The organism is Streptomyces sp. ISL-96, from assembly GCF_018614035.1.
GTDB lineage: Bacteria > Actinomycetota > Actinomycetes > Streptomycetales > Streptomycetaceae > Streptomyces.
This window is the reverse complement of record NZ_JAGGPA010000001.1, coordinates 170,281-195,036: the sequence shown is the minus strand read 5'-3', so window position 1 is coordinate 195,036 and position 24,756 is coordinate 170,281. Positions and strand designations below refer to the sequence as shown.

The 24,756-nt window shown below is 70.8% G+C and carries 25 protein-coding genes and 1 pseudogene; 16 read left to right on the top strand and 10 right to left on the bottom strand.

Features of this window, described 5'->3' with window-relative positions:
• The first annotated feature begins 101 nt into the window (after nt 1-101).
• The gene (locus J7E96_RS00870; protein ID WP_251069229.1) at nt 102-1,265 is read left to right on the top strand and encodes a hypothetical protein; all 1,164 of its coding nucleotides are present in this window, start codon (nt 102-104) and stop codon (nt 1,263-1,265) included.
• Between the two features lie 43 nt (nt 1,266-1,308).
• On the opposite strand, the gene J7E96_RS00865 is transcribed toward J7E96_RS00870, so the two are convergent.
• Nucleotides 1,309-2,559: a glycosyltransferase family 87 protein gene (locus J7E96_RS00865; protein ID WP_215126345.1), complete on the bottom strand. Its 1,251-nt coding sequence runs from the start codon at nt 2,557-2,559 to the stop codon at nt 1,309-1,311.
• A 97-nt stretch (nt 2,560-2,656) separates the two neighbouring features.
• Between J7E96_RS00865 and J7E96_RS00860 the strand changes: the two genes are divergently transcribed.
• Nucleotides 2,657-3,811 (top strand): glycosyltransferase family 4 protein, encoded by a 1,155-nt coding sequence (locus tag J7E96_RS00860; protein WP_215126343.1) that lies wholly within the window; start codon nt 2,657-2,659, stop codon nt 3,809-3,811.
• Nucleotides 3,812-3,901: 90 nt separating this feature from the next.
• Here J7E96_RS00860 and J7E96_RS00855 read toward each other — a convergent pair whose 3' ends face one another.
• A complete protein-coding gene (locus tag J7E96_RS00855; protein ID WP_215126341.1) occupies nt 3,902-5,698 on the bottom strand; it encodes a long-chain fatty acid--CoA ligase in 1,797 nt (598 codons plus the stop codon).
• Between the two features lie 286 nt (nt 5,699-5,984).
• On the opposite strand from J7E96_RS00855, the gene J7E96_RS00850 reads away from it, so the two are divergent.
• The 6 genes from J7E96_RS00850 (at nt 5,985) to J7E96_RS00825 (ending at nt 10,902) form a co-directional block, all read left to right on the top strand.
• On the top strand, nt 5,985-6,746 hold the full coding sequence (locus J7E96_RS00850; RefSeq protein ID WP_215126339.1) for a metallophosphoesterase: 762 nt from the start codon (nt 5,985-5,987) through the stop codon (nt 6,744-6,746).
• A 93-nt stretch (nt 6,747-6,839) separates the two neighbouring features.
• Nucleotides 6,840-7,307 (top strand): SRPBCC family protein, encoded by a 468-nt coding sequence (locus J7E96_RS00845; RefSeq protein ID WP_215126337.1) that lies wholly within the window; start codon nt 6,840-6,842, stop codon nt 7,305-7,307.
• Between the two features lie 7 nt (nt 7,308-7,314).
• Entirely contained in the window at nt 7,315-8,526 is a 1,212-nt protein-coding gene (locus tag J7E96_RS00840) for an ArsA family ATPase (RefSeq protein WP_215126335.1), read from the top strand.
• 82 nt (nt 8,527-8,608) lie between these two features.
• Nucleotides 8,609-9,085, top strand: a complete 477-nt coding sequence (locus tag J7E96_RS00835; RefSeq protein ID WP_215126334.1) for a DUF5304 domain-containing protein — start codon at nt 8,609-8,611, stop codon at nt 9,083-9,085.
• 56 nt (nt 9,086-9,141) lie between these two features.
• On the top strand, nt 9,142-10,083 hold the full coding sequence (locus J7E96_RS00830) for an ROK family glucokinase (RefSeq protein ID WP_215126332.1): 942 nt from the start codon (nt 9,142-9,144) through the stop codon (nt 10,081-10,083).
• Nucleotides 10,084-10,149: 66 nt separating this feature from the next.
• Nucleotides 10,150-10,902 (top strand): endonuclease/exonuclease/phosphatase family protein, encoded by a 753-nt coding sequence (locus J7E96_RS00825; RefSeq protein WP_215126330.1) that lies wholly within the window; start codon nt 10,150-10,152, stop codon nt 10,900-10,902.
• Nucleotides 10,903-10,959: 57 nt separating this feature from the next.
• On the opposite strand, the gene J7E96_RS00820 is transcribed toward J7E96_RS00825, so the two are convergent.
• Nucleotides 10,960-11,691: a hypothetical protein gene (locus J7E96_RS00820; RefSeq protein ID WP_215126328.1), complete on the bottom strand. Its 732-nt coding sequence runs from the start codon at nt 11,689-11,691 to the stop codon at nt 10,960-10,962.
• On the bottom strand, nt 11,684-12,463 hold the full coding sequence (locus J7E96_RS00815; RefSeq protein WP_215126327.1) for a carboxylesterase: 780 nt from the start codon (nt 12,461-12,463) through the stop codon (nt 11,684-11,686). Before J7E96_RS00815 ends, J7E96_RS00820 begins: the two co-directional genes overlap by 8 nt.
• A gap of 225 nt (nt 12,464-12,688) precedes the next feature.
• On the opposite strand from J7E96_RS00815, the gene J7E96_RS00810 reads away from it, so the two are divergent.
• The 4 genes from J7E96_RS00810 (at nt 12,689) to J7E96_RS00795 (ending at nt 16,493) form a co-directional block, all read left to right on the top strand.
• Nucleotides 12,689-13,417: a 1-acyl-sn-glycerol-3-phosphate acyltransferase gene (locus J7E96_RS00810; protein WP_215126489.1), complete on the top strand. Its 729-nt coding sequence runs from the start codon at nt 12,689-12,691 to the stop codon at nt 13,415-13,417.
• Between the two features lie 24 nt (nt 13,418-13,441).
• The gene (gene macS, locus J7E96_RS00805; RefSeq protein ID WP_215126325.1) at nt 13,442-14,686 is read left to right on the top strand and encodes a MacS family sensor histidine kinase; all 1,245 of its coding nucleotides are present in this window, start codon (nt 13,442-13,444) and stop codon (nt 14,684-14,686) included.
• Nucleotides 14,683-15,360, top strand: coding sequence for a response regulator transcription factor (locus J7E96_RS00800; RefSeq protein ID WP_215126323.1), 678 nt, complete (start codon nt 14,683-14,685; stop codon nt 15,358-15,360). Before macS ends, J7E96_RS00800 begins: the two co-directional genes overlap by 4 nt.
• 104 nt (nt 15,361-15,464) lie before the next feature.
• Complete coding sequence (locus J7E96_RS00795) at nt 15,465-16,493, top strand: 6-phosphofructokinase (RefSeq protein WP_215126321.1); 1,029 nt, start codon at nt 15,465-15,467, stop codon at nt 16,491-16,493.
• A gap of 182 nt (nt 16,494-16,675) precedes the next feature.
• Here the strand turns inward: J7E96_RS00795 and J7E96_RS00790 are convergent, their stop codons facing one another.
• The 3 genes from J7E96_RS00790 to J7E96_RS00780 all read right to left on the bottom strand — a co-directional run bounded on the left by J7E96_RS00790 (nt 16,676) and on the right by J7E96_RS00780 (nt 19,354).
• Nucleotides 16,676-18,550, bottom strand: coding sequence for an anthranilate synthase family protein (locus tag J7E96_RS00790; RefSeq protein ID WP_215126319.1), 1,875 nt, complete (start codon nt 18,548-18,550; stop codon nt 16,676-16,678).
• Nucleotides 18,551-18,667: 117 nt separating this feature from the next.
• Entirely contained in the window at nt 18,668-18,724 is a 57-nt protein-coding gene (locus J7E96_RS38655) for a trp operon leader peptide (RefSeq protein WP_355716996.1), read from the bottom strand.
• Between the two features lie 54 nt (nt 18,725-18,778).
• Nucleotides 18,779-19,354: a TetR/AcrR family transcriptional regulator gene (locus tag J7E96_RS00780; protein ID WP_215126317.1), complete on the bottom strand. Its 576-nt coding sequence runs from the start codon at nt 19,352-19,354 to the stop codon at nt 18,779-18,781.
• A 51-nt stretch (nt 19,355-19,405) separates the two neighbouring features.
• Between J7E96_RS00780 and J7E96_RS00775 the strand changes: the two genes are divergently transcribed.
• The 3 genes from J7E96_RS00775 to J7E96_RS00765 all read left to right on the top strand — a co-directional run bounded on the left by J7E96_RS00775 (nt 19,406) and on the right by J7E96_RS00765 (nt 22,137).
• On the top strand, nt 19,406-20,362 hold the full coding sequence (locus J7E96_RS00775) for a DUF2867 domain-containing protein (protein ID WP_215126315.1): 957 nt from the start codon (nt 19,406-19,408) through the stop codon (nt 20,360-20,362).
• An 18-nt stretch (nt 20,363-20,380) separates the two neighbouring features.
• Nucleotides 20,381-21,733: a class II 3-deoxy-7-phosphoheptulonate synthase gene (locus tag J7E96_RS00770; RefSeq protein WP_215126313.1), complete on the top strand. Its 1,353-nt coding sequence runs from the start codon at nt 20,381-20,383 to the stop codon at nt 21,731-21,733.
• Between the two features lie 173 nt (nt 21,734-21,906).
• Complete coding sequence (locus J7E96_RS00765; RefSeq protein ID WP_355266032.1) at nt 21,907-22,137, top strand: (2Fe-2S)-binding protein; 231 nt, start codon at nt 21,907-21,909, stop codon at nt 22,135-22,137.
• Between the two features lie 11 nt (nt 22,138-22,148).
• Here J7E96_RS00765 and bfr read toward each other — a convergent pair whose 3' ends face one another.
• A complete protein-coding gene (bfr, locus tag J7E96_RS00760; RefSeq protein ID WP_215126309.1) occupies nt 22,149-22,628 on the bottom strand; it encodes a bacterioferritin in 480 nt (159 codons plus the stop codon).
• Nucleotides 22,629-22,783: 155 nt separating this feature from the next.
• Here bfr and J7E96_RS00755 point away from each other — a divergent pair, with 155 nt between their 5' ends.
• Nucleotides 22,784-23,416 carry a sulfite oxidase-like oxidoreductase gene (locus J7E96_RS00755; RefSeq protein WP_215126307.1) on the top strand — a complete coding sequence of 211 codons (633 nt, stop codon included), beginning with the start codon at nt 22,784-22,786 and terminating at the stop codon, nt 23,414-23,416.
• Between the two features lie 172 nt (nt 23,417-23,588).
• Here J7E96_RS00755 and J7E96_RS00750 read toward each other — a convergent pair.
• Both J7E96_RS00750 and J7E96_RS00745 read right to left on the bottom strand, forming a co-directional pair.
• Nucleotides 23,589-23,825: pseudogene (locus J7E96_RS00750) on the bottom strand (DUF4396 domain-containing protein); the annotation flags it as partial.
• 24 nt (nt 23,826-23,849) lie between these two features.
• Complete coding sequence (locus J7E96_RS00745) at nt 23,850-24,725, bottom strand: deoxyribonuclease IV (RefSeq protein ID WP_215126305.1); 876 nt, start codon at nt 24,723-24,725, stop codon at nt 23,850-23,852.
• Nucleotides 24,726-24,756 lie beyond the last annotated feature (31 nt).

Below are 24,756 nucleotides of genomic sequence, written 5' to 3'. Positions count from 1 at the left end.
GCGCCTGCCGCTTTGCCCGTACGATCGGCGGGGTGGCAGGCCGGCGGCGCTGGACTCGGTGGAAGCGGTGGGCGGGACCCGGTCTCGCCGCGCTGCTATTGATGTCCGCGTCCGCTTCGGCGTGCACGACGCCCGGCAAGCCGGCGGACACCGCTGCCCGGGACATCCAGCGGACGCTGGACCGCAGGGCGGCCGCCGTCGTCGACCGCGACGAGGCGGCGTACCTGGCGGAACTCGACCCGGCGGCGGCGCGACTGCGGGCGGCCGAGCGCGCGGAGTTCGCGAACCTCGCGCAGGTGCCGCTGCGCTCCTGGGAGTACCGGCTGACCGGCCTCGACCGTACGGGCACGGGGCGCGCCACCGCGCGGGTCGAGCTGCGGTACCGGTTCGAGGGGTACGACGAGGCCCCCGTGAAGGCCGCCGAGCGGCTGGACCTGACGCGACGCGGCGGGCGCTGGTACGTCGCCGCCGAGCGCCCGGAGCGGAGCGGTGGGCGTCAGCTCTGGGAGCAGGGCAGGGTCACGGTCGTACGCGGCGCACACAGCCTGGTCCTCGGCGCCGGCCAGGACGAGAAGCGGCTGCGCGCCATAGCGGACGCCGCCGACCGTGCGGTGCCGGCGGTGGACCGGGCCTGGCCGGGCCGGTGGGCGCGGCGGCTGGTGATCCTGGTGCCGACGTCGCTCGACGGCATGGGCTCGCTGCTCGGTTCTCCGGCGGCCGGGTACCGGGGCATCGCGGCCGTCACTACGGGGGAGGCGGGCGGGGGCCGTTCGGGTGCGGCGCCGGCTGACCGGGTGGTCGTCAATCCGGAGGCGTACGCGGTGCTGGGGGAATTCGGCCGGCAGGTCGTCCTCACCCACGAGTCCACGCACGTCGCCACCCGCTCCCACACCTCGGCCGCCACGCCGCTGTGGCTCTCGGAGGGCTTCGCCGACTGGGCGGCGTACCGGGGGACGGGACGCACGGCTGCGCAGGCCGCGCCTGAGCTCGAACGGGCCGTACGGGCGGGTGACTTGCCCGCAGCGCTGCCGTCCGACGAGGACTTCGGCTTCGGAGGGGACGCGGGCGCGTTGGGGCGGGCGTACGAGGGCGGGTGGCTGGCGTGTGCGCTGATCGCGGAGGAGTGGGGGGAGGAGCGGTTGCGGGCGTTCTACCGTGCGGTGGGCGGGGGCACGGTGGAGCAGGCGATGCGCGAGGTGCTCGGCACGACGCCGGAGGATTTCACGGTGCGGTGGCGCGAGTACGTACGCCAGCGTCTGGCGTGAGCTTCTTTTTCCCTGCCCGCCGCAGGCGATCCGGGCCGCGCCCCTACGACGCCAGTTGCTTCGGCTTCTCCGCGGCTTCGCCACGCTGCGCCGGGAGTGGGTTCGCATCGGGGTCGCGCGGGCCGGGCACCGTGTCCTGCCACAGCTGCCGGCAGGCCATCAGCGTCGCGGCCACCAGCAGCCCATTGCGCACCACGAGCAGCAGCAGGCCGAGCGGGTCGCTCGTCACGACGTGCGAGAACCACACCGGGAACTCCAGCAGGGTGACCGCCGTCGCCGCCAGGACCAGCCGCGCGGGCCGGTCCATCCGGCTGCCCCGGAAGACCAGGCAGGCGGCGGCCAGGCCGACCAGCCACAGCAGATACTGCGGGCTGATCACCCGGCTGGTCGTCGTGAACAGCAGGACGGCGGCGAAGGCCGCGTCGCACGGCGTCGACGCCCGGAACCGCTCCGCCCGCAGCCGCCACAGCAGCAGCCAGCCGAAGGCGACGGCCGTCAGCCCCATCGCGGCCGTGCTGACCATCGGGACGTACGGGCCGAGGAACTCCACCGAGCCGTAGTTCAGCAGCACCTCGCCCTCCCAGCCGAAGTGCCGGGCGACATGGAAGACGAGCGCGCCGAGCGACTCGACCTCCGTGCCCCGGTCGCGCTGGAAGGTGAGGAAGGCGAGCGCGCCCGGCATCGTGGCGCAGAACAGCACCACCAGGCCGGCCCCGGCCACTGCCGCCGCCGTCCACGCGGCTCGGGTCCCGCGCCCCCGTACCGTGCCGACGAGCACGAGAACGGGCCACACCTTCAGGAGCGCTCCGAAGCCCGCGAGCGCCCCCATGACGCGCGGATGACGCGCCCCCGCCAGCAGCGCGGCGACGGCTACCGCGGTGACCATCACGTCGTATCTGGCATACGCCGTCGGGCCGAGCAGCGGCACACCGGCCACCCACACCCACGCGCCCGCGAGCCGCTTTCCGGGGCGTTGCCCGGCGTACAGCAGCAGGCCGGTGACCAGGGCGTCCGCCAGGCACGCCAGTACGAAGAAGGCCGTCGCGTAGCCGAGGAACGGCAGCACGGCGGGGGAGAGGATGGCCAGCGCGGCCGCGGGCGGGTACTGCCAGGTGATGTCGTCCAGCGGGAAGGTGCCGGTCCGCAGGACCTCGTACCAGCCCTGATAGATCACCGAAACGTCACTGGTGACGTCCGGGCCCGGCACCTTGATCACCTTGAAGACACACAGCAGCAGCAAGCTTCTGGTGAGCACCCACACCGCGATGGGCTTTGCGCTGCCTGTGCCCGTCATGACCACCTCATATGTTTCCCGTATTGCCGCCGGAGACATGATGCAGGGCCCGGCTGTGCGAGCCAAGGAGCTGGGCCGTTCGGTACTGTCTGCGGCGATGCACAAGACCCTGATCGTGACCAATGACTTTCCGCCCCGTCCCGGCGGCATCCAGGCGTTTCTGTACAATATGGCGCTGCGCCTGGACCCCGAGCAGCTCGTCGTCTACGCCTCCACCTGGAAGCGCGGCGCCGAGAGCGCGAAGGCCACCGCCGCCTTCGACGCCGAGCAGCCGTTCACCGTCGTACGCGACCGGACGACGATGCTGCTGCCGACGCCGCGCGTCACCCGCCAGGCCGCCGGGCTGCTGCGTGAGCACGGCTGTACGTCGGTGTGGTTCGGGGCGGCCGCCCCGCTCGCCCTGATGGCGCCCGCCCTGCGCAAGGCGGGCGCGCGGCGGATCGTCGCCACCACGCACGGCCACGAGGCGGGCTGGGCCCAGCTGCCCGCCGCCCGGCAGCTGCTGCGCAGGATCGGCGAGGGTACGGACACGATCACCTATCTCGGTGAGTACACGCGCTCGCGGATCGCCGCCGCGCTCACGCCGGAGGCCGCCGCGCGCATGGTGCAGCTGCCGCCCGGCGTCAACGAGAAGACGTTCCACCCCGGCTCCGGCGGCGACGAGGTCCGCGAGCGGCTCGGGCTCGCCGGCCGGCCCGTGGTGGTCTGTGTGTCCCGCCTGGTGCCCCGCAAGGGGCAGGACACGCTGATCCTGGCGATGCCCCGCATCCTGCGCGAGGTGCCGGACGCGGTGCTGCTCGTCGTGGGCGGCGGACCGTACGCCAAGGAGCTGAAGAAGCTGGCCGCCGAGACCGGCGTCACGGACTCGGTGCGCTTCACCGGGCCCGTGCCCTGGGACCACCTGCCGGCGCACTTCGGCGCGGGCGACGTCTTCGCCATGCCGTGCCGTACGCGCCGGGGCGGGCTCGACGTCGAAGGGCTCGGCATCGTCTACCTGGAGGCGTCCGCGACCGGGCTGCCAGTGGTGGCGGGCGACTCGGGCGGGGCGCCCGACGCCGTACTCGACGGGGAGACCGGGTGGGTGGTGCGCGGCGGCCCCGCGGCCGTCGCGGCCGACGAGTCCGCCGACCGGATCGTCGCACTGCTCCAGGATCCGGAGCTGCGGCGCCGGATGGGTGAGCGGGGCCGGGAGTGGGTCGAGGAGAAGTGGCGCTGGGATCTGCTCGCGGAGAAGCTCAAGACGCTGCTCTGAGGCCAGGGCCGGTCCCGTAGCAGCCGTAGTAAAAGCGGCGCGGCCCCCCGGATCCGTCCGGGGGGCCGCGCCGCGTACATGCCGGGCCGGTCAGCCCTGGTAGATCGCCTCGATCTCGTCGGCGAAGTCCTTCGCCACCACATTGCGCTTCAGCTTCAGCGAGGGCGTGATGTGACCGGCCTCTTCGGTGAACTGGGCCGGCAGCACCCGGAACTTCCGCACCGACTCGGCCTTCGACACCGCCGAGTTGCCGTCGTTCACCGCCTGCTGGACGACCGCCAGCAACTCCGCGTCGTCGCGCAGCGACGCCGCCGTCGAGCCGGCCGGCTTGCCGTTCTCGGCGGCCCAGCGGCCCAGGAATTCCTCGTCGAGGGTGACCAGCGCGCCGACGAACGGCCGCCCGTCGCCGACCACCATGCACTCCGCGACCAGCGCGTTCGCCCGGATACGGTCCTCGATCACAGCGGGAGCGACGTTCTTGCCGCCCGCCGTGACGATGATCTCCTTCTTGCGGCCGGTGATGGCGAGGTAGCCGTCCTCGTCGAGCGTGCCGATGTCACCGGTGTGGAACCAGCCGTCGGTCAGGGCGTCGGCGGTGGCCTCCTCGTTGTTCCAGTACCCCGAGAAGAGGTGCTCGCCGTGCAGCAGCACCTCACCGTCGTCCGCGATCCGTACGACCGACCCGGGCAGCGGCTGGCCGACCGTACCGATCTTCTGCCGGTCCCACGGGTTGAACGCGGTCGCGGCGCACGACTCGGTCAGGCCGTAACCCTCAAGCACCGTGAAGCCGATGCCCCGGAAGAAGTGGCCCAGGCGCTCGCCCAGCGGGGCGCCGCCGGAGATCGCGTACTCGCCGCGGCCGCCGAGCACCGCGCGCAGCTTGCTGTAGACCAGCTTGTCGAAGACCTTGTGCTTGAGCTTCAGGCCGAGGGACGCGCCCTGCGGGGTGCCGATCGCGCGGCTGTAGGCGATCGCGGTGTCCGCGGCCTTGTCGAAGATCTTGCCCTTGCCGTCCGCCTGCGCCTTGGCGCGCGCCGAGTTGTAGACCTTCTCGAAGACGCGCGGCACACCCAGGATGAGCGTCGGCCGGAAGGCGGCGAGCTCGTCGGTGAGGTTCTTGATGTCCGGTACGCAGCCGAGCTTGATCGGCGCCATGACCGACGCCACCTCGACCAGCCGGCCGAAGACATGCGCGGCCGGCAGGAAGAGCAGCACCGAGCACTCGCCCGTACGGAACAGCGGCTTCAGGCGCTCGACGACATTGCCGCACTCCGCGAAGAAGCTGCGGTGCGTCAGCATGCAGCCCTTGGGACGGCCGGTCGTGCCGGAGGTGTAGACGATCGTCGCCGGGTCGTCGGCCTTGGCGCTCGTGCTGCGCTCGTCGACCGTCTCGTCCGTGACCTCGGCGCCCGAGGTGCGCAGTTGCTCCACCGCTCCCTGGTCGAACTGCCAGACGTGCTTCAGATCGGGCAGCCGGTCGCGTACGGACTCGACGGCCAAGGCGTGTGCCTCACTCTCGACGATCACGGCGACCGCGCCGGAATCACCCAGGATCCACTGCACCTGCTCGGCGGAGCTGGTCTCGTACACCGGCACGGTGACCGCGCCTGCGCTCCAGATCGCGAAGTCCATCTGCACCCACTCGTAGCGGGTACGGGACATCAGGGCGACCCGGTCGCCCGGCTGGACGCCGGCTGCGATCAGGCCTTTGGCGGCGGCGCGGACCTCGGCGAGGAACTCGGTGGCGGTGACATCCGTCCAGGCGCCCGCGACCTTGCGGCTCATGACCGCCACATCGGGATGCTGAGTGGCGTTGCGGCGGATGAGATCTGTCAGGTTGCCGTCCGAGGGGACCTCGTACAGGGCCGGAAGGCTGAACTCGCGCAAGACTGCTGCTCCTCATCGGGCGCCGGCGCCACGTCAGTGTGCGCGTCGGCTGCGGTCCAAGACCGGGCAGGTGCTCATGTGGGGTGAGCACGTTGAACTGCTGGACTGCCCGGACGTTACCCACCAGTACTCGGTTCCCGATAGGGGGTTCCGGCCAGATGTTCGCTGCGTCACACGCCGTGGCGATGCTCCCGGCAGACTAGTCCAACCATGCCGGGACCCGGAAGTAACCGCAGGTCCGGCCCCCTCTACCCAGGCGGGACCCGGGCGTCCTAGGGTGATCGTCATGCGAGTGCATGTGGTCAGCGACGTACACGGGAACGCCAAGGATCTGGCCAGGGCGGGGGACGGCGCGGACGCGCTCGTCTGCCTCGGTGACCTGGTGCTCTTCCTCGACTACGCGGATCACTCGCGCGGCATCTTCCCCGAACTCTTCGGCACCGAGAACGCCGACCTGATCGTCGAACTGCGCACCGCCCGCCGCTTCGAGGAGGCCAGGGAGCTCGGCCGCAGGCTGTGGGCGGGCGTCGACCGGGCGGCCGCCACCGAGGCGGCGGTGCGCAAGCAGTACGCCGAACTCTTCGCGGCGTTCCCGACGCCGACGTACGCGACGTACGGCAACGTCGACATGCCGCCGCTGTGGCCCGAGTACGCCCGGCCGGGCACCACCGTCCTCGACGGCGAGCGCGTCGAGATCGGCGGCCGCGTCTTCGGCTTCGTCGGCGGCGGGCTCAGGACCGCGATGCGTACGCCCTACGAGATCGACGACGAGGAGTACGCCGCCAAGGTCGAGGCGCTGGGCGAGGTCGACGTGCTCTGCTCGCACATCCCGCCCGAGGTCCCCGAGCTCGTGTACGACACCGTCGCCCGCCGGTTCGAGCGCGGCAGCCGGGCGCTGCTGGAGGCGATCCGGCGTACCCGCCCCAAGTACGCGCTCTTCGGGCACGTCCACCAGCCGCAGGCCCGGCGGATGCGCGTCGGCGCCACGGAATGCGTGAACGTCGGTCACTTCGCCTCGTCCGGCCGCCCGTGGGTGCTGGAGTGGTGACGGGCGGCCCGGACGGTCGCGGTAGCCTTCACGCGGACGTGTCCCCCGAGATACGGGCCCCCTGACCGGAACCGCACTGGAGGAGCCACAGCGATGGCGGAACACACCAGCTCGAGCATCACGATCGAGGCGGCACCGGCCGACGTGATGGGCGTGATCGCCGACTTCGCTCGCTACCCGGAGTGGACCGGCGAGGTGAAGGAGGCCGAGGTCCTGGCCACCGACGCCAAGGGCCGCGCCGAGCAGGTACGCCTGCTGCTGGACGCCGGCGCGATCAAGGACGACCACACCCTCGCGTACACCTGGACCGGCGACGACAAGGTCAGCTGGACGCTGGTCAAGTCGCAGATGCTGCGGGCCCTCGACGGCTCGTACAGCCTCGCGGCGGTGGGCGGCGGCGACCGTACCGAGGTCACCTACCAGCTGACCGTCGACGTCAAGATCCCGATGCTCGGCATGATCAAGCGCAAGGCCGAGAAGGTCATCATCGACCGCGCTCTGGCCGGCCTGAAGAAGCGCGTAGAGAGCAACCCGAGCAACCCGAGCCGGCCGAAGGCCTGATGTCCTGATGCGTACGGTCCTCGTCACCGGCCCCGGCGGCGCGGGCCGCACCACCGTCGCCGCTGCGACCGCCCTGGCGGCCGCGCGGGGCGGGCATCGCGTTCTGGTCCTGTCCACCGATCCGGTCGACACCCTGGGCGCGGCCCTGGGTATAACCACCGGCTCCGCACCGGCCGAGGCCGCGCCGGGCCTGTGGGCCGCGCGGGTCGACTCCGGCGTCCACTTCCGCGCCGAACTCCTCGCCCTCCAGGAGCGGGCCGGCTCCGTACTCGACCTGCTCGGCGCCAACCGCCTGGCCGTCGAGGAACTGACCGAACTCCCGGGCAGCGAACAATTCGCACTGCTCCGCGCACTGCGCGCGTGCGGCGAGGGCGCTGATGGTGGTTCCGGGGCGTACGACCTCGTGGTCGTCGATCTTCCGCCGCTGCACGCCGCCCTTGCCGCCCTCGCGCTCCCCGAGCAGCTGCGCCGCTACCTGCGCCGGCTGCTGCCGCCCGAGCGCCAGGCGGCCCGTGCGCTGCGGCCCATGCTCGCCCAGCTCGCGGGCGTCCCGATGCCCGCACAGTGGCTGTACGAGACGGCCGCCCGCTGGGACGGGGAGCTGGCCGCCGTCGAGGCTCTGCTCGCGGGCCCCGGCACGACCGTACGGCTGGTCGCCGAGCCCGGACCCGCCGGAGCCGACGCGCTGCGCACCGCCCGCACCGGACTGGCCCTCTTCGGCCTGCGCGTCGATACGGTCACCGCGAACCGGACCCTGCCGCAGGACTCCCCGGACACCTGGCTCGCGACGCTCGCCGCCCAGCAGCACAAGTGCCTGGCCGAGTGGCACGGCGAGTGGCCGCCCGTGGCGCCGGTCCGCGAGGTGCGCCACCTCGGCGGCGATCCGCGCGGCCTCGACGACCTCGACACGCTGGCCGCCGACGGGGCCCTGGCGGTGGAGCCGGTGAGCGAGGACGCGGCGGACCCCTGGCCCGTGGAGGACCGGCTCGCGGAGGACGGCGTACTCGTGTGGCACCTGCCGCTTCCCGGCGCCGTGAAGGAGGAGCTCGGCCTGGTCCGCCGCGGCGACGAACTCGTACTCGACGCGGGTGGGTTCCGCCGCATCCTGACCCTGCCGTCCGCCCTGCGCCGCTGCGACGTCTCGGGCGCGGGCCTGACGGGCGGCGTACTGAAGGTGCGGTTCACGCCGGACCCGCAGCTGTGGCCGCAGAGCAAGTGAACCGCGTGCCGCCGTTCGGGTAACGTCGGTGGTACGAGGCGTACGTGCCGTACGAACCGCCGTCCTGCCGCAGGAGTCCGCCATGAGCGATGTCACCGAGGGCCCCTCGCCCGAGCCCGCCGAGGCCCCCGACGCCGACGCGTGGGCGAAGGCATGCGCCGAGGACCTCGCCGCCGAGAAGGCACGCCGTCGCGCCGAGAGCGGCAGCGGCGGGGCGCAGCCCGGTTCCGCGGCCGAGGAGCTGCGCAAGCTTCTCGACGCCGTCGCCGACAAGGTCACCTCGCTCCAGTCGGCCCTGCCCGGCATGGCCGCGCAGGGCACGGTCAGCCAGCTGATCAACCAGGCGAAGTCCGCCGTCGAGCCGGTCATAGAGCGCAACCCGGAGGTCTTCGACCACCTGGCCGCCGCCGGCAACGAACTGCTCGCCGCCTACCGCTCGGCCGTACAGGGCCAGGAGGGCCGCTGGACCCGCGGCCCCGCCCGGCCGACGGACCGTAAGAACGACGGTGACGACGGCCCCGAAGGCCCTTCGTCCAGCACGCAGATCGACCTGGACTGAGCTGTGCCTCGGGTACGGTTGGCCCTAGCGGGGCTCGACCGAAAACTGAGGGACACATGGGACTCACCATCGGCGTCGACATCGGCGGCACGAAGATCGCGGCAGGCGTGGTCGACGAAGAGGGCACCATTCTCGACACCCACAAGGTGCCCACGCCGCCGACCGCCGAAGGCATCGTCGACGCGATCTGCGCGGCCGTCTCCGAGGCCGGCAAGGGCCACCAGATCGAGGCGGTCGGCATCGGCGCCGCCGGGTACGTCGACGACAAGCGCGCCACCGTCCTCTTCGCGCCGAACATCAACTGGCGGCACGAGCCGCTGAAGGACAAGGTCGAGCAGCGCGTCGGGCTGCCGGTCGTCGTCGAGAACGACGCGAACGCGGCGGCCTGGGGCGAGTACAAGTTCGGCGCCGGCCAGGGCCACGAAGACGTCATCTGCATCACCCTCGGCACCGGCCTCGGCGGCGGCATCATCATCGGCAACAAGCTGCGGCGCGGACGCTTCGGCGTGGCCGCGGAGTTCGGCCACATCCGGGTCGTCCCCGACGGCCTGCTGTGCGGCTGCGGAAGCCAGGGCTGCTGGGAGCAGTACGCGTCCGGGCGGGCCCTCGTCCGGTACGCCAAGCAGCGCGCCAACGCCACCCCCGAGAACGCCCAGATCCTCCTCGCCCTCGGCGACGGTACGGTCGCGGGCATCGAGGGCAAGCACATCAGCGCCGCCGCCCGCCAGGGCTGCCCGGTGGCCGTCGACTCGTTCCGCGAGCTGGCCCGCTGGGCGGGCGCGGGTCTGGCCGACCTGGCGTCGCTCTTCGACCCGTCGGCGTTCATCGTCGGCGGCGGTGTCTCGGACGAGGGCGAACTCGTCCTCGACCCGATCCGCAAGTCCTTCCGGCGCTGGCTGATCGGCGGCCAGTGGCGGCCGCACGCGCAGGTGCTCGCCGCTCAGCTGGGCGGCAAGGCCGGGCTGGTCGGCGCGGCGGACCTGGCGCGCCAGGGCTGACGCCGTCGGCTGTGTGCCCGCCGTGCCCTCTTGGGGTGCGGCGGGCATTTCCGTATCGTGATCCACATGGCGACGAGCCCGATCAGTACGCTGCCCGAGTCCCGTACCGAGCCTGACGGTTCGGCCGTGATCCGTGTTCTCAGCTACAACATCCGCTCGATGCGCGACGACCGCGAGGCGCTGGCCCGGGTGATCAGTGCCTGCGAGCCCGACCTTGTGCTGGTGCAGGAGGCGCCGCGGTTCTTCCGCTGGCGAAAGCACGCGGCGTGGCTGGCCGCCCACAGCGACCTGATGACGCTCGGCGGCGGAGCGACCGCCGCGGGCCCGCTGCTGCTGTGTTCGCTGCGGGTGACGGTGGAGCGTACGGAGGATGTGCTGCTGCCGCGTACGCCGGGGCTGCACCGGCGGGGGTTCGCGACGGCGGTGGTACGGATCGGGGGCGCGAGGCTCGGCGTACTGAGCTGCCACCTCAGCCTCCAGCGGGAGGAGCGGTACGCGCAGGGCGGGATGCTGCTCGACCGGCTGAAGGCGATGGACGTACCGCACGCGGTGGTGGGCGGCGACCTCAACGAACGGCCGGACGGCCGGACTTTCCGCCGGCTGGCGGGGGAGCTGCAGGACTGCTGGGCGGTGAAGCCGTGGGGCGGCGAGTACACGTCGACCCCGGAGGACCCGCACCAGCGTATCGACGCGGTCTTCGCGACGCCGGGGATCGAAGTCCTGGGCTGCGGAGTCCCGTTGGGCCTCCCGGAGGCGGACGTACGCGCGGCCACGGACCACCTGCCGGTACTGGCGGCGTTGCGCGTCCCGGCGTCGTAGGCGCGACGCCCCTGCGAGCCCCAGTTCCGGGAAGGGGCGGGCAGGGGAAAGTAACGCCTAGACGACCGCGCCGCGCCCCGGATCGTCGTCCTCGTCGTCGCCGTGGGCCATCCGCGCCACCAGCGTGCCGAATCCTCCGAGGAAGCCGCCGACGCCCAGCGTCGTCATCCACCACGTCATGTCCCACTGGAGCAGGACCGCCGTGAGCAGCAGCACCGGACCGCCGATGACCGCGAGCCAGGCGAACCGCGCCGTGGTGTCGGCCGGCGGCAGCGGCGGCGGCTCCGGCGGGACGAAGTGGCCCTCGTCGCTCTCGTCGAGGTCGTCCTCGCCCGGCTCCGCCAGGGAGTAGTTCCGCGGGCCGCTGCCGCTGCCGCCGACGCCGGGCGCGAAGACGACGGAGCTGCCCAGCGGTCTGTCCCGGTCCGGGTCAGGGTCCGCGTCCCCGTCCGGGTCCGGGGCGGCGGCAGTCTCGTCCCGGTCGGCCGCCGCTCCGGCGGCCTCGGCGGCCTCGGCGTCCTTCCCGAGCGACTTCTTCGGGCTGTCGCCGCCCGTGCTGTTGATGTCGCCCTCCGGCAGGTAGAGGTCCTCGATCGACTTGAACGGCTTCGCACCCGGTGGGTCCGGCGGCTCCTCGCCGTACCCGGCGACGATCGCGGCCCACGCCGCGTCCTCGTCGACGGACTCCCCGGCGGACTCCCCGGAGGCGGCAGCTCCGGGCGCCCCCGCCGTCTCGTCCGGCTCGCGCTCTTCCTCGCGGCCCGCAGGCTCCGCGTCGTGCTCAGCCACCGGTCGTGCTCCCCTTCTTCCCGACACTCGGAGCGAGGCGGCCGATGAACGCATAACTCTCGTCGAAGATCCACTCCGCGTCATGGTCCAACGTCGCGACGTGGTAGCTCTGTTCCAGCAGAACCTCGGTGACGTCGGTCGACGAGACCCGGCTGAGGATCCGGGCCGAGTCCGCCGCCGGCACCACATGGTCCTGCGGGCTGTGCAGCAGCAGCATCGGCTGCGTCACCTGGGGCAGCTCCGCGTCGACGAGCCGGAAGAAGTTCCGCACGGAGTGCGCCGCGTGCAGCGGGACGCGGTCGTAACCGACCTCCTCCGCCCCCGCCTTCGCGATGTCGCTCCGCAGCCCCTTTGTCGTACGTACGAGATGGCGGGCGACCGGCAGCGCGTACGCCGACAGGCCGTGCACCTTGTTCGCCGGGTTGACCACGGCGATCCCGGAGATCGCGTCCCCGTGCTTCGCGGCCAGCCGCAGCGTCAGCGCCCCGCCCATCGAGAGCCCGAACACGAAGACCTGCGCGCACTGCTCGCGCAGTGCGCGCAGCTCGCGGTCGACCTCCGCGTACCAGTCCTGCCAGCCCGTGAGCTGCATGTCCTCCCAGCGGGTGCCGTGGCCGGGCAGCAGCGGAAGGGAGACGGTCAGTCCGCGCTCGGCCAGATGGTCTGCCCAGGGGCGCAGCGACTGCGGGGAACCGGTGAAGCCGTGACAGAGAAGGACGCCGACCTCTCCGCCCTCGTGGCGGAACGGCTCGGCTCCAGGAAGGACCGGCACCGGGGTCTCCTGTTCATGAGTGTGAGTCCGACTCCGACTCCGACTCCGAGTCTGAGTCTGAGTCTTGGACTGCGAAGGGGGGCGCGAAGATGTACTTCACCGTACGCGACCGGACCGACACCGACCAGGTCCGTCGTGCCGTCTTGTCGGTAGAGAGGGCAGGCCCGACACGGGTTATGGTCATGTCGACAGACAAAGGAAGGCACTGGGTTGATCTACGGCGCAATGAAGTTCTCCATCGGAGGGTCACTGAAGGTTGCCTTTAGGCCCTGGGTGGAGGGCCTCGAGAACATTCCCGCCGAGGGCCCCGCCATCCTCGCGAGCAACCACCTCTCCTTCTCGGACTCCTTCTTCCTGCCCGCGGTCCTCGACCGCAAGGTCACCTTCATCGCCAAGGCCGAGTACTTCACCTCGCCCGGCGTGAAGGGCAAGCTCACCGCCGCCTTCTTCAAGGGCGTCGGCCAGCTCCCCGTGGACCGTTCGGGTGCGCGCGGCGCGGGTGAGGCGGCGATCAAGGCCGGCATAGAGGTCATCAAGGGCGGCGGCCTCTTCGGCATCTACCCCGAGGGGACGCGCTCGCCCGACGGGCGCCTCTACCGCGGCAAGCCCGGCGGCCTCGCCCGCGTGGCGCTCGCCACCGGCGCGCCGGTGATCCCGGTCGCGATGATCGACACCGAGAAGATCCAGCCGCCCGGCAAGGTCGTACCCAAGCTGATGCGCCCGGGGATCAAGATCGGCAAGCCGCTCGACTTCAGCCGCTATCACGGCATGGACAGCGACCGGTTCATCCTGCGGTCGGTGACCGACGAGGTCATGTACGAGATCATGAAGCTCTCCGGCCAGGAGTACGTCGACATCTACGCGACGGCGGCGAAGCGCCAGATCGCCGACGCGGAGAAGGCCGCCAAGGCCGAGAAGGCCGAGGCCGAGAAGGCGGAACGGGCCGGCGCTTAGCCGCGTCCGTCCGGGGTGGGGGGAATGATGGCCAAGGCTCAGCGCGAGCGTGTCGTGCGCATGTCGGTCGAGCAGCCGCTGTGGCGTGCGCTCACCGCCTACCGCGTCCTGACGATGCTCTACGCGGTGCTCCTGTTTGTCTTTACCCGGGAGAACTTCGAGCGCCCGTGGGTGGCCGTCGCGTTCCTCGCGGTGATGTTCGTCTGGACCCTCGTCACGCTCCCCAAGGTGGCGAACGCGGCGAGCTGCACCAAGCCCTTCCTCGTCGCCGACCTCGCCATCGCCCTCACCGGCGTCATGCTCACCCCGGTCGCCGACTTCCACGCGCAGCAGATCGACGGTCCCACCCTGCCGTCGATATGGACCGCGGGTTCCGTCCTCGCGTTCGCCATCAAGGGCGGCTGGCGCTGGGCGGCCTTCGCCTCCTCCTTCGTCGCCGCCGCCAACATCGTCGAACGCGGCCACCCCAGCCAGGACACCCTCCACAACGTCCTGCTGGTGTGGGTCGCCTCCATCGCGATCGGTTACGTCGTCGAGGTGGCCCGCGCCTCCGAGCGCACCCTCGCCCGCGCCCTGGAGATCGAGGCCGCGACCCGCGAGCGCGAGCGCCTCGCCCGCGACATCCACGACAGCGTGCTCCAGGTGCTCGCCATGGTGCAGCGGCGCGGCACCTCGCTCGGCGGCGAGGCGGCCGAACTCGGCAGGATGGCCGGGGAGCAGGAAGTCGCCCTGCGCACCCTGGTGTCGAGCGGGCTCGTACCGGCGACCCGCGCTTCGGAGGATGCGGCGCAGGGCGCGGTGGTCCGTACGGTCGAGGTCGACGAGGGCGATGACGATGACGCGGGCACCGGGCCCGGCGCCCGCCTCTGCGACCTGCGCTCCCTGCTCGCTCCGCACGCCGGATCCAAGGTCAGCTTCGCCGAGCCCGGCGCCCCGGTGCTGCTGGAAGCGGCGGCGGCCATGGAGCTGGCGGCGGCTGTCAGTGCCGCACTGGACAATGTGCGCAGGCACGCCGGGGAAGACGCCCAGGCGTGGATTCTGGTCGAGGACTGGCCGGAAGAAGTGATCGTTACGGTCCGGGACGACGGTCCGGGGATTCCGGAAGGGCGGCTCGCGCAGGCCGAGGGGGAGGGGCGCCTGGGCGTCGCCCTGTCGATCCGCGGGCGGCTGCGGGACATCGGCGGCACCGCCGAGCTGATCTCGGTACCGGGGCAGGGCACGGAAGTTGAATTGAAGGTTCCACGGGGGAAGGCAGGACAGCCGCGATGAGCGACGAACAGCAGACGATCAGGGTCATGGTGGTCGACGATCACCCGATGTGGCGGGACGCGGTCGCGCGCGACCTCGACGCGGCGGGCTTCGACGTGGTCGCCACGGCGGGCGACGGACCGCAGGCGGTGCGCCGCGCACAGGCCGTCGGACCCCAGGTCCTCGTTCTCGATCTGAACCTCCCCGGCATGCCCGGCGTCCAGGTCTGCAAGGAGCTCGTCGGTGCCGACCCGGCGCTGCGTGTCCTGGTGCTGTCCGCGAGTGGCGAGCACGCCGACGTACTGGAAGCGGTGAAGTCGGGGGCGACGGGCTATCTGCTGAAGTCGGCGGGGCCCGACGAGCTCATCGACGCGGTACGGCGCACGGCCGCCGGCGACCCGGTCTTCACTCCGGGTCTGGCGGGCCTGGTCCTCGGCGAGTACCGCCGGCTGGCCTCGGATCCCCTCCCCGCCTCCTCCTCGAACGAACCGAAGGCGCCGCAGCTCACCGATCGCGAGACCGAGGTGCTGCGGCTGGTCGCGAAGGGCCTCTCGTACAAGCAGATCGCCGAGCGCCTGGTGATCTCCCACCGCACCGTCCAGAACCACGTGCAGAACACCCTCGGCAAGCTCCAGCTGCACAACCGCGTGGAGCTCGTCCGCTACGCGATCGAACGCGGCCTCGACGACGCTTAGTACGAGGCCTGAATCGCCCGACGCCCCATGTCGCTGTGACCTGAGTCACCACTAGCGTGGCCGCGACACGGCACTTCCGCTGAATGTGGCGAAGGGACAATTTCATGCGGGTCGGAGTACTGACCGGGGGTGGCGACTGCCCCGGGCTCAACGCGGTCATCCGCGCCGTCGTCCGCAAGGGCGTCCAGGAGTACGGCTATGACTTCACCGGCTTCCGGGACGGGTGGCGCGGACCGCTCGACGGCGACACCGTACGGCTCGACATTCCGGCCGTACGCGGCATCCTGCCCCGCGGCGGCACCATCCTCGGCTCCTCGCGCACCAACCCGCTTCAGGCGGAGGACGGCATCCGCCGGGTCAAGGAGAACCTCGCCAAGTGCGAGGTCGACGCGCTCATCGTGATAGGCGGCGAGGACACGCTGGGCGTGGCCACCCGCCTGTCCGACGAGTACGGCGTCAAGTGTGTCGGCGTACCGAAGACCATCGACAACGACCTGTCCGCCACCGACTACACCTTCGGCTTCAACACCGCCGTCGGCATCGCGACGGAGGCGATCGACCGCCTCCACACGACCGCCGAATCGCACATGCGCGTCCTGGTCGTCGAGGTCATGGGCCGGCACGCGGGCTGGATCGCGCTGCACTCGGGTCTGGCGGGCGGCGCGAACGTCATCCTCATCCCCGAGCAGCGCTTCGACATCGAGCGGGTCTGCGGCTGGATCACGTCGCGCTTCAAGGCGTCGTACGCCCCGATTGTGGTGGTCGCGGAGGGCGCGATGCCGCAGGACGGCGAGATGGTGCTCAAGGACGGCACGCTCGACTCGTTCGGGCATGTGCGGCTCTCGGGCGTGGGGGAGTGGCTGGCCAAGGAGATCGAGAAGCGGACGGGGAAGGAAGCGCGCACGACGGTGCTGGGGCATGTGCAGCGCGGCGGTACGCCGAGTGCCTTCGACCGGTGGCTGGCGACGCGGTTCGGGCTGCACGCGATCGAGGCTGTGCGGGACGGGGACTTCGGGAAGATGGTCGCGCTTCAGGGGACGGACATTGTGCGGGTGCCGATGGGGGAGGCGACGGCGCGGCTGAAGACGGTGGATCCGGAGCTCTACGCGGAGGTCGGCGTCTTCTTCGGCTGAGCGGCTAAGGGACCCGGGCCGCCGCGCGGGGCCCGGGACGCCCTCCGGGCGTGTCCTCAAACGCCGGACGGGCTGGAAAATCCAGCCCCTCCGGCGTTTGAGAAGCGGGGTCTGGGGCGGAGCCCCAGTTCGGGAAGGGGCGGGTCGGGGAAAGCCCCGCGCAGCGGCCCAACGGCACGCCCCTACCGCTGGCCCAGCAGCGACGGCGTCAGCAGATCCGTGAGCAGGGTCGCGCCGCGCAGCGTCAGCACCGACTCCGGGTGGAACTGCACAGACGCAAAGCGGGCCGCCCGCAGCGCATGCACCTCCCCCGACTCCAGGTCGCGAGCGACCTCGATCCCGTGCGCCGCCAGCTCCACCGCCTGCTCCTCGTCGCAGCGAGCGACAAAGCTGTTGTAGAAGCCGACCGTCTCGGGCCTCCCGAAGAGGTCGATCCGTGTCTGGGCCCCCTGATACGGCACGCTCTTGCGCACGATCTCCAGGCCCAGCTCCGCCGCCAGCAGCTCATGCCCCAGGCACACGCCGAGCACCCCGTGCCGGTGCCCCCGCACCAGCTCCGCCGTGAGCACCCGCAGGAACCGCATCTTGGGATCGCTCGCGTCGGACGGGTCACCAGGACCGGGGCCGAGCACCACAGGCCCCTCGTGCGTGAGCGCAGCCTCCCGCAGGCCGGGCTCGTCGTACCGCCGTACGCTCACCGCCAGCCCCGACGACCGCAGCAGATGCGCGAGCATCGCAGTGAAGGTGTCCTCCGCGTCGATCACCAGCGCGTGCCCGCTCAGAGCAGACGTGCGCTCCTGCATCCGCAGCCAGAACGGCGCGAGCGACGCCCGCCGCGAGTCCAGCGCCTCCCGCACGCGCGGATCGTCGGCGAGCTTCGGCCGTACGCCCTCGTGCTCGGGCCTGCCGGGACGCACCCCGAGCGCTGCCAGCACCCCCGCCGCCTTCGCGTGCGTCTCGGCGACCTCGCCGCGCGGGTCCGAGTCGCGCACCAGCGTCGCGCCGACCGGCACCCGCAGCCGGCCGTCGGCCGCGATGTCGGCGGTACGGATCAGGATCGGCGAGTCCAGGGTCTGGGCCCCGCCCGCGTCACGGCCGATGAGGGCCAGTGCGCCCGCGTAGTAGCCGCGGCCCCCGGGCTCGTACCGCTCGATGACCCGGCAGGCGTTCTGCACCGGCGACCCGGTGACCGTCGCCGCGAACATCGTTTCCTTCAGTACCTCGCGCACATCGAGGGAAGAGCGGCCCCGCAACTCGTACTCGGTGTGCGCCAGATGGGCCATTTCCTTGAGCCGGGGGCCGATCACGACCCCGCCCCGGTCGCCGACGGTGCACATCATCTTGAGCTCTTCGTCGACAACCATCGAGAGCTCGGCGGTCTCCTTGCCGTCGTCGAGGAAGTCCAGCAGACCCTCTGTGCTCGGCCCCTCCGCCGGGTAGCGGTACGTACCGCTGATCGGGTTCATCACGACCGTCCCGCCGCTCATCCGCACGTGCACCTCGGGGCTCGCGCCGACCAGCGTGCGTTCCCCGGTGTGCACGACGAAGGTCCAGTACGCGCCTCGCTCACCGGCGAGCAGTCGGCGGAAGAGCGCCAGTGCGTCCGCTCGCGAGAAGCCCCGGATTTCGCCCTCGAAAGTACGACGGATGACGAAGTTCGCCCCCTCGCCGCGCCCGATCTCGTCCTCGATGACGCGCCGTACGATCCCGGCGTACTCCTCGTCGCCGACGTCGAAGGCCCCGCCCCGCACCCGCACGTCGTGGGTGGGCAGCTGCGCGAGGACGTCGTCGAGCGGCAGCGCGTACGTCTCGTCGGCGACCAGCACACTCAGTGGCGTCCCGTCGTCACGTACGTCGAATCCGCGCTCCCTGATCTGCCGGAACGGCACCAGCGCGAGCACGGGCATGTCGTCGGCGCCGGCCGGGATGTCGGCGAGCCGCGCGGCCTCGTGCACGTCGCCGATCAGCAGCTCGACGGTGTCGTGGTCATGGCCGGGTGTCCGCCTTCGCAGGAGCGCGAAGGGGCGGGTGTCGTCGAGGAGGGTGCTGATGAGCATCGGTGGTGTTCCTTCCGGGTGGAGCCCGATGTGGAGTCCGGGTGGAGAGGAACAGCCCCTGGAAACACCAAAGGCCGCCCCTCGGGCGGCCTTCGCGATTCAGTGTGCGCGCGATTGTCAGTGGGCCGCCGGATGAGCGGTCCACCACCAGGTCTGAGTCGTCTGCGCGAACATGCTCCGCACCCTAGCGGAATCGACCAGCCGCGTCACGCATGTCTCAGCGACGCGTCAGCGCCTCATCAGCGCGTCGAGCGCCGCGTCGAGATACGCAGCCAGATCGTCCCCCTCGGGAAGCACCGAAGGGGCGGCGTGTCCCAGCTGGCTGTGTCCGAGGTAGACGCTGTACGCGAGCAGTCCGCGGCGGCGTGCCTCCGGCTCCGGGAAGCCGAGATCGGCGAAGAGCCGGGCCACGTAGCCGACCCGGCGCTTGGTCACACGCCGCAGCGCCGCCGCGACCTGCGGGTGTGAGGCGGTGGCCAGCAGGGAGACCTCCAGGGGGTCGGCGATGGCCGACGTGACGGCCTCGGTGAAGAGCCGGCGGATGCGGGAGGCGGGGTCGGGCTCGGTGTCGATCTCGGCGATGGCCGCCTCGGTTTCGGTCTCGGCCCAGCGGGCGAGCGCGGCCTCGATGAGCGCTTCCCGGTTGGTGAAGTGCCAGTAGAAGCTGCCCTTGGTGGTGCCGAGCCGGGCGGCGAGCGGTTCCACCGCGACGGCCGCGAGGCCGCCCTCGCCGATCGCGGTGAGCGCCGCGTCCGCCCAGTCCTGCGCGCTCAGCCGGGGCTTCTTCTGCTGCCGTTGTGCCATGTCCGTACGGTACCGTATGGTTGACCATACGCCAGCGTATGGAGGTTCGTCATGAGTGCGATCCGCGATGTCCACGAGCGCACCGTCCAGGCCCCCGCGGAAGCGGTCGGCGCCCTGCTCGACCGTCTCTCCGCCGAGGACGACCCGATCTTTCCCACACCGGCCTGGCAGCCGATGTGCTTCGACCGCCCGCTCGCGGTGGGCGCCGTCGGCGGCCACGGTCCCGTCCGCTACAGCGTCTCGGCGTACGAACCGGGTCGCCATGTCCGCTTCACCTTCGCGCCGCCCGACAACGGCTTCCACGAGATGACGGTGGAGCCGCTGGGGCCTGAGCGCTGCGTCGTACGGCACGTGCTGGAGCAGGACCTGCGCGGCGGCAAATTCCTGCTGTGGCTGACCGTGGTCAAGGCGGTCCACGGCACGGTGGTCGAGGAGGTCTTCGACAACATCGAGCGGGTCGCCGCCGGCGGGGTGGAGCGCCCCGTGCGGTGGTCGCCCTGGGTGCGGCTGCTCAACCGGCTGGCGTGGGGCAGGGCGGTCGCGGTCGAGATCCCGGAGAGCGCCCGGCTGATCCGTACGGCCATCGACCTGCCCGGCTACCGGGACGCGTACCGGATGGAGCTGCTGCCCGGAATGCCGCGCGATCCGGACAGTTGGACGGGAATCCTGCGGGACGCCTTCCCCGTCGTGGCGCGCGAGGGCGGAGAGCTGCTGATGAATGTCGACACGGCGGGCGTGAAAGCGCGGGCCTCGATCCTGGTCGACGACCGGCACGTGACGCTCAGCACGGTGGCGAAGGCCGACACCGTGCGCGGGCGGCTCTACTGGGGTGTAGTGCGCAGGGTGCACCCCTTCATGGCCCGTGCCATGCTGCGCCGCACCCACCGCGGGCTGGCGCTGGCCGCGCCGAGCGCGGGGGAGCGCGCCGGGGCTGCCAGGAGTGTCGCGTCTGTAACGTCTGTCACGTCTGTCTCATCTGGTGGGCCACGGCGTGGACAGCGGGGCTGAGGACGTAATGTTGGCGAGGTGACCGTGAACGCTAAGACCACCCCTAACGGTGGCAACACCTGGCGAGACCTTCCCGCGGCGCAGCAGCCTGAGTACCCCGATGCCGAGGCTCTGCGCGATGTGATCGCGGACCTCGAGTCGTATCCGCCGCTCGTCTTCGCGGGCGAGTGCGATCAGCTGCGCGCCCGACTGGGAGCCGTCGCCAAGGGCGAGGCGTTCCTGTTGCAGGGTGGCGACTGTGCAGAGGCCTTCGACGCCGTATCCGCCGACCACATCCGAAACAAGCTCAAGACCCTTCTCCAGATGGGCGCGGTACTGACGTACGCCGCCTCCGTGCCCGTCGTGAAGGTGGGCCGGATCGCCGGCCAGTACTCCAAGCCGCGCTCCAAGAACACCGAGACCCGCGACGGCATCACCCTGCCGACCTACCGCGGCGACTCGGTCAACGGCTTCGAGTTCACCGAGAAGGCCCGGATTCCGGACCCCGAGCGGCTGAAGCGGATGTACCACGCGTCCGCCTCGACGCTGAACCTCGTACGCGCCTTCACCACCGGCGGTTACGCGGACCTGCGCCAGGTGCACGCCTGGAACCAGGACTTCGTGAAGTCGTCGCCCTCCGGGCAGCGTTACGAGCAGCTGGCCCGCGAGATCGACAACGCGCTGAACTTCATGAAGGCCGCGGGGACCGACCCCGCCGAGTTCCGCACGGTCGAGTTCTACGCCTCTCACGAAGCGCTGCTCATGGACTACGAGACCGCCCTGACCAGGGTCGATTCGCGTACGGGCCACCTGTACGACGTATCGGGCCACATGCTCTGGATCGGTGAGCGCACCCGCCAGCTCGACGGCGCGCACATCGAGTTCGCCTCGAAGATCCGCAACCCGATCGGCGTGAAGCTCGGCCCGACGACCACGGTCGACGAGGCGCTGAGCTACGTCGACAAGCTCGACCCGGACCGCGAGCCCGGCCGGCTGACCTTCGTCGTCCGGATGGGCGCCGACAAGGTCCGCGACAAGCTCCCCGAGCTGGTCGAGAAGGTCACTGCCTCCGGCGCCGCTGTGGCGTGGGTGACCGACCCGATGCACGGCAACACCTACGAGGCTGCCTCCGGCCACAAGACGCGTCGCTTCGACGACGTACTTGATGAGGTCAAGGGCTTCTTCGAGGTGCACAAGGGCCTCGGTACGCACCCGGGCGGCATCCACGTCGAGCTGACCGGCGACGACGTCACCGAATGCGTGGGCGGCGGCGACGAGATCTTCGTCGACGACCTGCACCAGCGTTACGAGACGGCCTGCGACCCGCGGCTCAACCGCAGCCAGTCGCTGGACCTGGCGTTCCTGGTCGCCGAGATGTACCGCGACCAGTAGGCCGTAGACAGCAGAGGAAACACCTGTGGGGCGCGGATCGAATGTGATCCGCGCCCCACAGTCATATCCGGGACGGGGCTTTTGCGTGCGGGGGACGGCGGGTAAGGTTAGGTTGACCTTACCGATTAGTCGTCCCCCCTGGACCCCTAGACCCGTGTCAGGAGGTGTTCCGCGTGTTCGTCTGCTCTTGCTTCGGCGTAACAGACCGGCAGATCAAGGAGCACGCGGCCGCCGGTGCCTGCACGCCGCGCCAGATAGCGTCGGTGAGCAAGGCGGGGACGGACTGCGGCTCCTGCGTACGCACGATCCAGGGGCTTCTCGGTCGTGGCGCGTGCCCGCGCCGGGCCCTGGTCGACCAGGGCGAGACGGCACTCGCCGAGGCGCCGTTGCAGGAAGCCGCCTGATCAGGGATTGATCAGCTGTCCGGCTGCTCGATCAGCTGGGCGATGTAAAGCGCCTCACCGAGCTTGTCGACGAGCTCCAGCTGGGTGTCGAGATAGTCGATGTGGTGCTCTTCGTCCTTGAGGATGTCCTCGAAGATGTTCGCCGAGGTGACGTCCCCCTTCGCCCGCATGACCTCGATGCCGCGCTTCAGGCGGTCGATCGCCTCGACCTCGATCTGCCGGTCCGCCTGGAACATCTCGGTGACCGTCTGGCCGACCCGCACATGGAAGAGCCGCTGGTAATTCGGCAGGCCGTCCAGGAAGAGAATCCGGTCGGTCAGTGTCTCCGCGTGCCTCATCTCGTCGAACGACTCGGCCCGGGTGTATTTCGCGAGCTTCGTCCAGCCGAAGTTGTCCTGCATCTTGGCGTGCAGGAAGTACTGGTTGATGGCGGTCAGCTCGGCGGTCAGCTGCTCGTTGAGGAATTCGATGACCTCGGGGTCGCCCTGCATCGCAGAGGCTCCTTCCAGGTGTGGTACTGGGCAGGTTTGGCGCATCCTTGCACCGTGGGTGAGAGGCGTCCAGTAAGTGCAGGCTTATTAGGAGTTGCCCCGAATCGGGTCACACCTGGTCATGACCACCCCTCGCCGTCTGTCACCATGGAGTCATGGGTCAGCCGGAAAGCCGGGAACGTCACGAATCAGCGCAGCCCGAGCTTCCGCCCGGACAGCGGCTGCAGCGTGGCTGGCCCGTCACCCACTACGGTCCTGTACCCAAATTCAAGCCGGATCGCTGGGAGTTCCGGATATTTGGCGCGACGGCCGACGGTGACAAGCACTGCTGGAATCACGAGCAGTTCTCGGCGCTCCCGTTCGCCACGGTAGAGGCCGATCTGCACTGCGTGACGAAATTCAGCATGCTTGGGGCCGAATGGGGTGGCGTACTCGCTCGTACGCTCGTCGAACTCGCGCCCCCCGCCCCCAGCGTCACCCACGTCATGGTCTGGGCCGAGTACGGCTTCAGCGCGAATCTGCGGCTCGCGGACTTCACTTCCGAGCGGACCATTTTCGCCACCCACAAGGGCGGTGAACTGCTCACCGCCGAGCACGGCTTTCCGCTGCGCCTGGTCGTACCGCATCTGTACGCCTGGAAGGGGCCCAAGTGGGTCCGGGGCGTCGAGTACATGACGGCGGACCGCCGGGGCTTCTGGGAGGAGCGCGGCTATCACAACGTCGGCGACCCCTGGCGTGAGCAGCGGTACTCGTACCAGGAAGAGCCGGGGGACGGCCCGGAGCTCTAGGCCCGGACTTCGCGGGTCGCTGAAAAGGTTCGCCGCAGCGGCTCTTCGGCGTCCGAACCCGACCGGATCGGACCGGCATTGCGATCGCCGTTGCGGACCGGACTGAGCGGCGATCGGTCGTGACCAGTTGATCTTCACGATCGGGTGACCTGCGAAGTACGGGTCTAGGTCGTCAGTGGTGGTACTGGTGGACCACCGCGTGGCCCTTGCCGCGGCCGATCATCCACTTGTTGACCGGTGTGGTGATGACGAAGGCCGCGAAGAGCGCGAAGGCGAGTACGCCCCAGAACATGCCGTCGGTCAGGTGGGCGTCCATCGCGCCGGGCCAGAGCGCGAGCACCCCGTTGTCTATCAGCTCCATCACGGCGATGGAGAGGGTGTCGGCGGCGAGGGCGACCCGGAAGGGGGTATTCCTCAAGGGATTTCGGCAGCCTCAGAAATCACGCAGCTCCTTCAGCCGCGCCACATCCGCGGCGTGGCCCTCCTTGCCGCCCGGCGTCTCGATCGTCAGCGGTACGCCCTCGGTCGCCGGGTGGGAGAACAGCTCGCGGAACGGCTCCTCGCCGATGTGTCCGGAGCCGATGTTCTCGTGGCGGTCCTTGTGGGCGCCGACGCCTTCCTTGGAGTCGTTGGCGTGGATCAGCTTGAGCCGGCCCTCGCCGACCGTGTCCACCAGCAGGTCCAGCGTCTGCTTCATCCCGCCGGGCCCCGCGAGATCGTGCCCCGCCGCGTAGATGTGGCACGTGTCCAGGCAGACGCCGAGCTTGGGGTGCGCGTCGAGCGCCTCGAAGTACGGGCCGAAGTCCCAGGTGCGCGAGCACAGCGAGGAGCCCTGCCCCGCCGTCGATTCGAGCAGCAGGAACGGGTCGTCGTCGTGCGTCAGCTCGTCCAGGAGTGGCAGCAGGCGGGTGCGTACCTGCGCGAGCGCCTCGGAGCGCGGCCGGCCGCCGGTCGCCGAGCCGGTGTGCACGACCACGCCCAGCGCGCCGATCTCGCGGCCGCGGCGCAGCGAGTGCCGCAGCGACTCCACGGACTTCTCGGCGGTCGCCTCGGTGTGCGAGCCGAAGTTGATCAGGTACGGGGCATGGACGTACGCCGGTATCCGTTCGGCGGCGCACGCCGCGCGGAACAGCTCGTCCTGGGCCGGGTTTCCGGTGGGTGTCGCCCAGCCGCGCGGGTTGGCGACGAAGACCTGAACGGCCTCGGCGCCCATTTCACGGGCGTACGCGAGGCCGGTGGTGGCGAGGCCGCCGGCCACCGGGACATGGCCGCCGACGGGGTTTCGGGAGGGGAAAGGTGCGTTGCTCATCGCCGTCAAGCATGCCAGGACGGTGCGTGGC

Bases quoted from the DNA above. Each gene is read 5' to 3' on its own strand.
- J7E96_RS00800 (WP_215126323.1), top strand. From the start codon at position 14,683: ATGAGCGACGAACAGCAGACGATCAGGGTCATGGTGGTCGACGATCAC.
- J7E96_RS00810 (WP_215126489.1), top strand. From the start codon at position 12,689: ATGAAGTTCTCCATCGGAGGGTCACTGAAGGTTGCCTTTAGGCCCTGG.
- J7E96_RS00795 (WP_215126321.1), top strand. From the start codon at position 15,465: ATGCGGGTCGGAGTACTGACCGGGGGTGGCGACTGCCCCGGGCTCAAC.
- macS (WP_215126325.1), top strand. From the start codon at position 13,442: ATGATGGCCAAGGCTCAGCGCGAGCGTGTCGTGCGCATGTCGGTCGAG.
- J7E96_RS00755 (WP_215126307.1), top strand. From the start codon at position 22,784: ATGGGTCAGCCGGAAAGCCGGGAACGTCACGAATCAGCGCAGCCCGAG.
- J7E96_RS00835 (WP_215126334.1), top strand. From the start codon at position 8,609: ATGAGCGATGTCACCGAGGGCCCCTCGCCCGAGCCCGCCGAGGCCCCC.
- J7E96_RS00850 (WP_215126339.1), top strand. From the start codon at position 5,985: ATGCGAGTGCATGTGGTCAGCGACGTACACGGGAACGCCAAGGATCTG.
- J7E96_RS00865 (WP_215126345.1), bottom strand. From the start codon at position 2,559: ATGACGGGCACAGGCAGCGCAAAGCCCATCGCGGTGTGGGTGCTCACC.
- J7E96_RS00825 (WP_215126330.1), top strand. From the start codon at position 10,150: ATGGCGACGAGCCCGATCAGTACGCTGCCCGAGTCCCGTACCGAGCCT.
- J7E96_RS00830 (WP_215126332.1), top strand. From the start codon at position 9,142: ATGGGACTCACCATCGGCGTCGACATCGGCGGCACGAAGATCGCGGCA.
- J7E96_RS00745 (WP_215126305.1), bottom strand. From the start codon at position 24,725: ATGAGCAACGCACCTTTCCCCTCCCGAAACCCCGTCGGCGGCCATGTC.
- J7E96_RS00775 (WP_215126315.1), top strand. From the start codon at position 19,406: ATGAGTGCGATCCGCGATGTCCACGAGCGCACCGTCCAGGCCCCCGCG.
- J7E96_RS00780 (WP_215126317.1), bottom strand. From the start codon at position 19,354: ATGGCACAACGGCAGCAGAAGAAGCCCCGGCTGAGCGCGCAGGACTGG.
- J7E96_RS00840 (WP_215126335.1), top strand. From the start codon at position 7,315: ATGCGTACGGTCCTCGTCACCGGCCCCGGCGGCGCGGGCCGCACCACC.
- bfr (WP_215126309.1), bottom strand. From the start codon at position 22,628: ATGCAGGGCGACCCCGAGGTCATCGAATTCCTCAACGAGCAGCTGACC.
- J7E96_RS00845 (WP_215126337.1), top strand. From the start codon at position 6,840: ATGGCGGAACACACCAGCTCGAGCATCACGATCGAGGCGGCACCGGCC.
- J7E96_RS00870 (WP_251069229.1), top strand. From the start codon at position 102: ATGTCCGCGTCCGCTTCGGCGTGCACGACGCCCGGCAAGCCGGCGGAC.
- J7E96_RS00790 (WP_215126319.1), bottom strand. From the start codon at position 18,550: ATGCTCATCAGCACCCTCCTCGACGACACCCGCCCCTTCGCGCTCCTG.
- J7E96_RS00860 (WP_215126343.1), top strand. From the start codon at position 2,657: ATGCACAAGACCCTGATCGTGACCAATGACTTTCCGCCCCGTCCCGGC.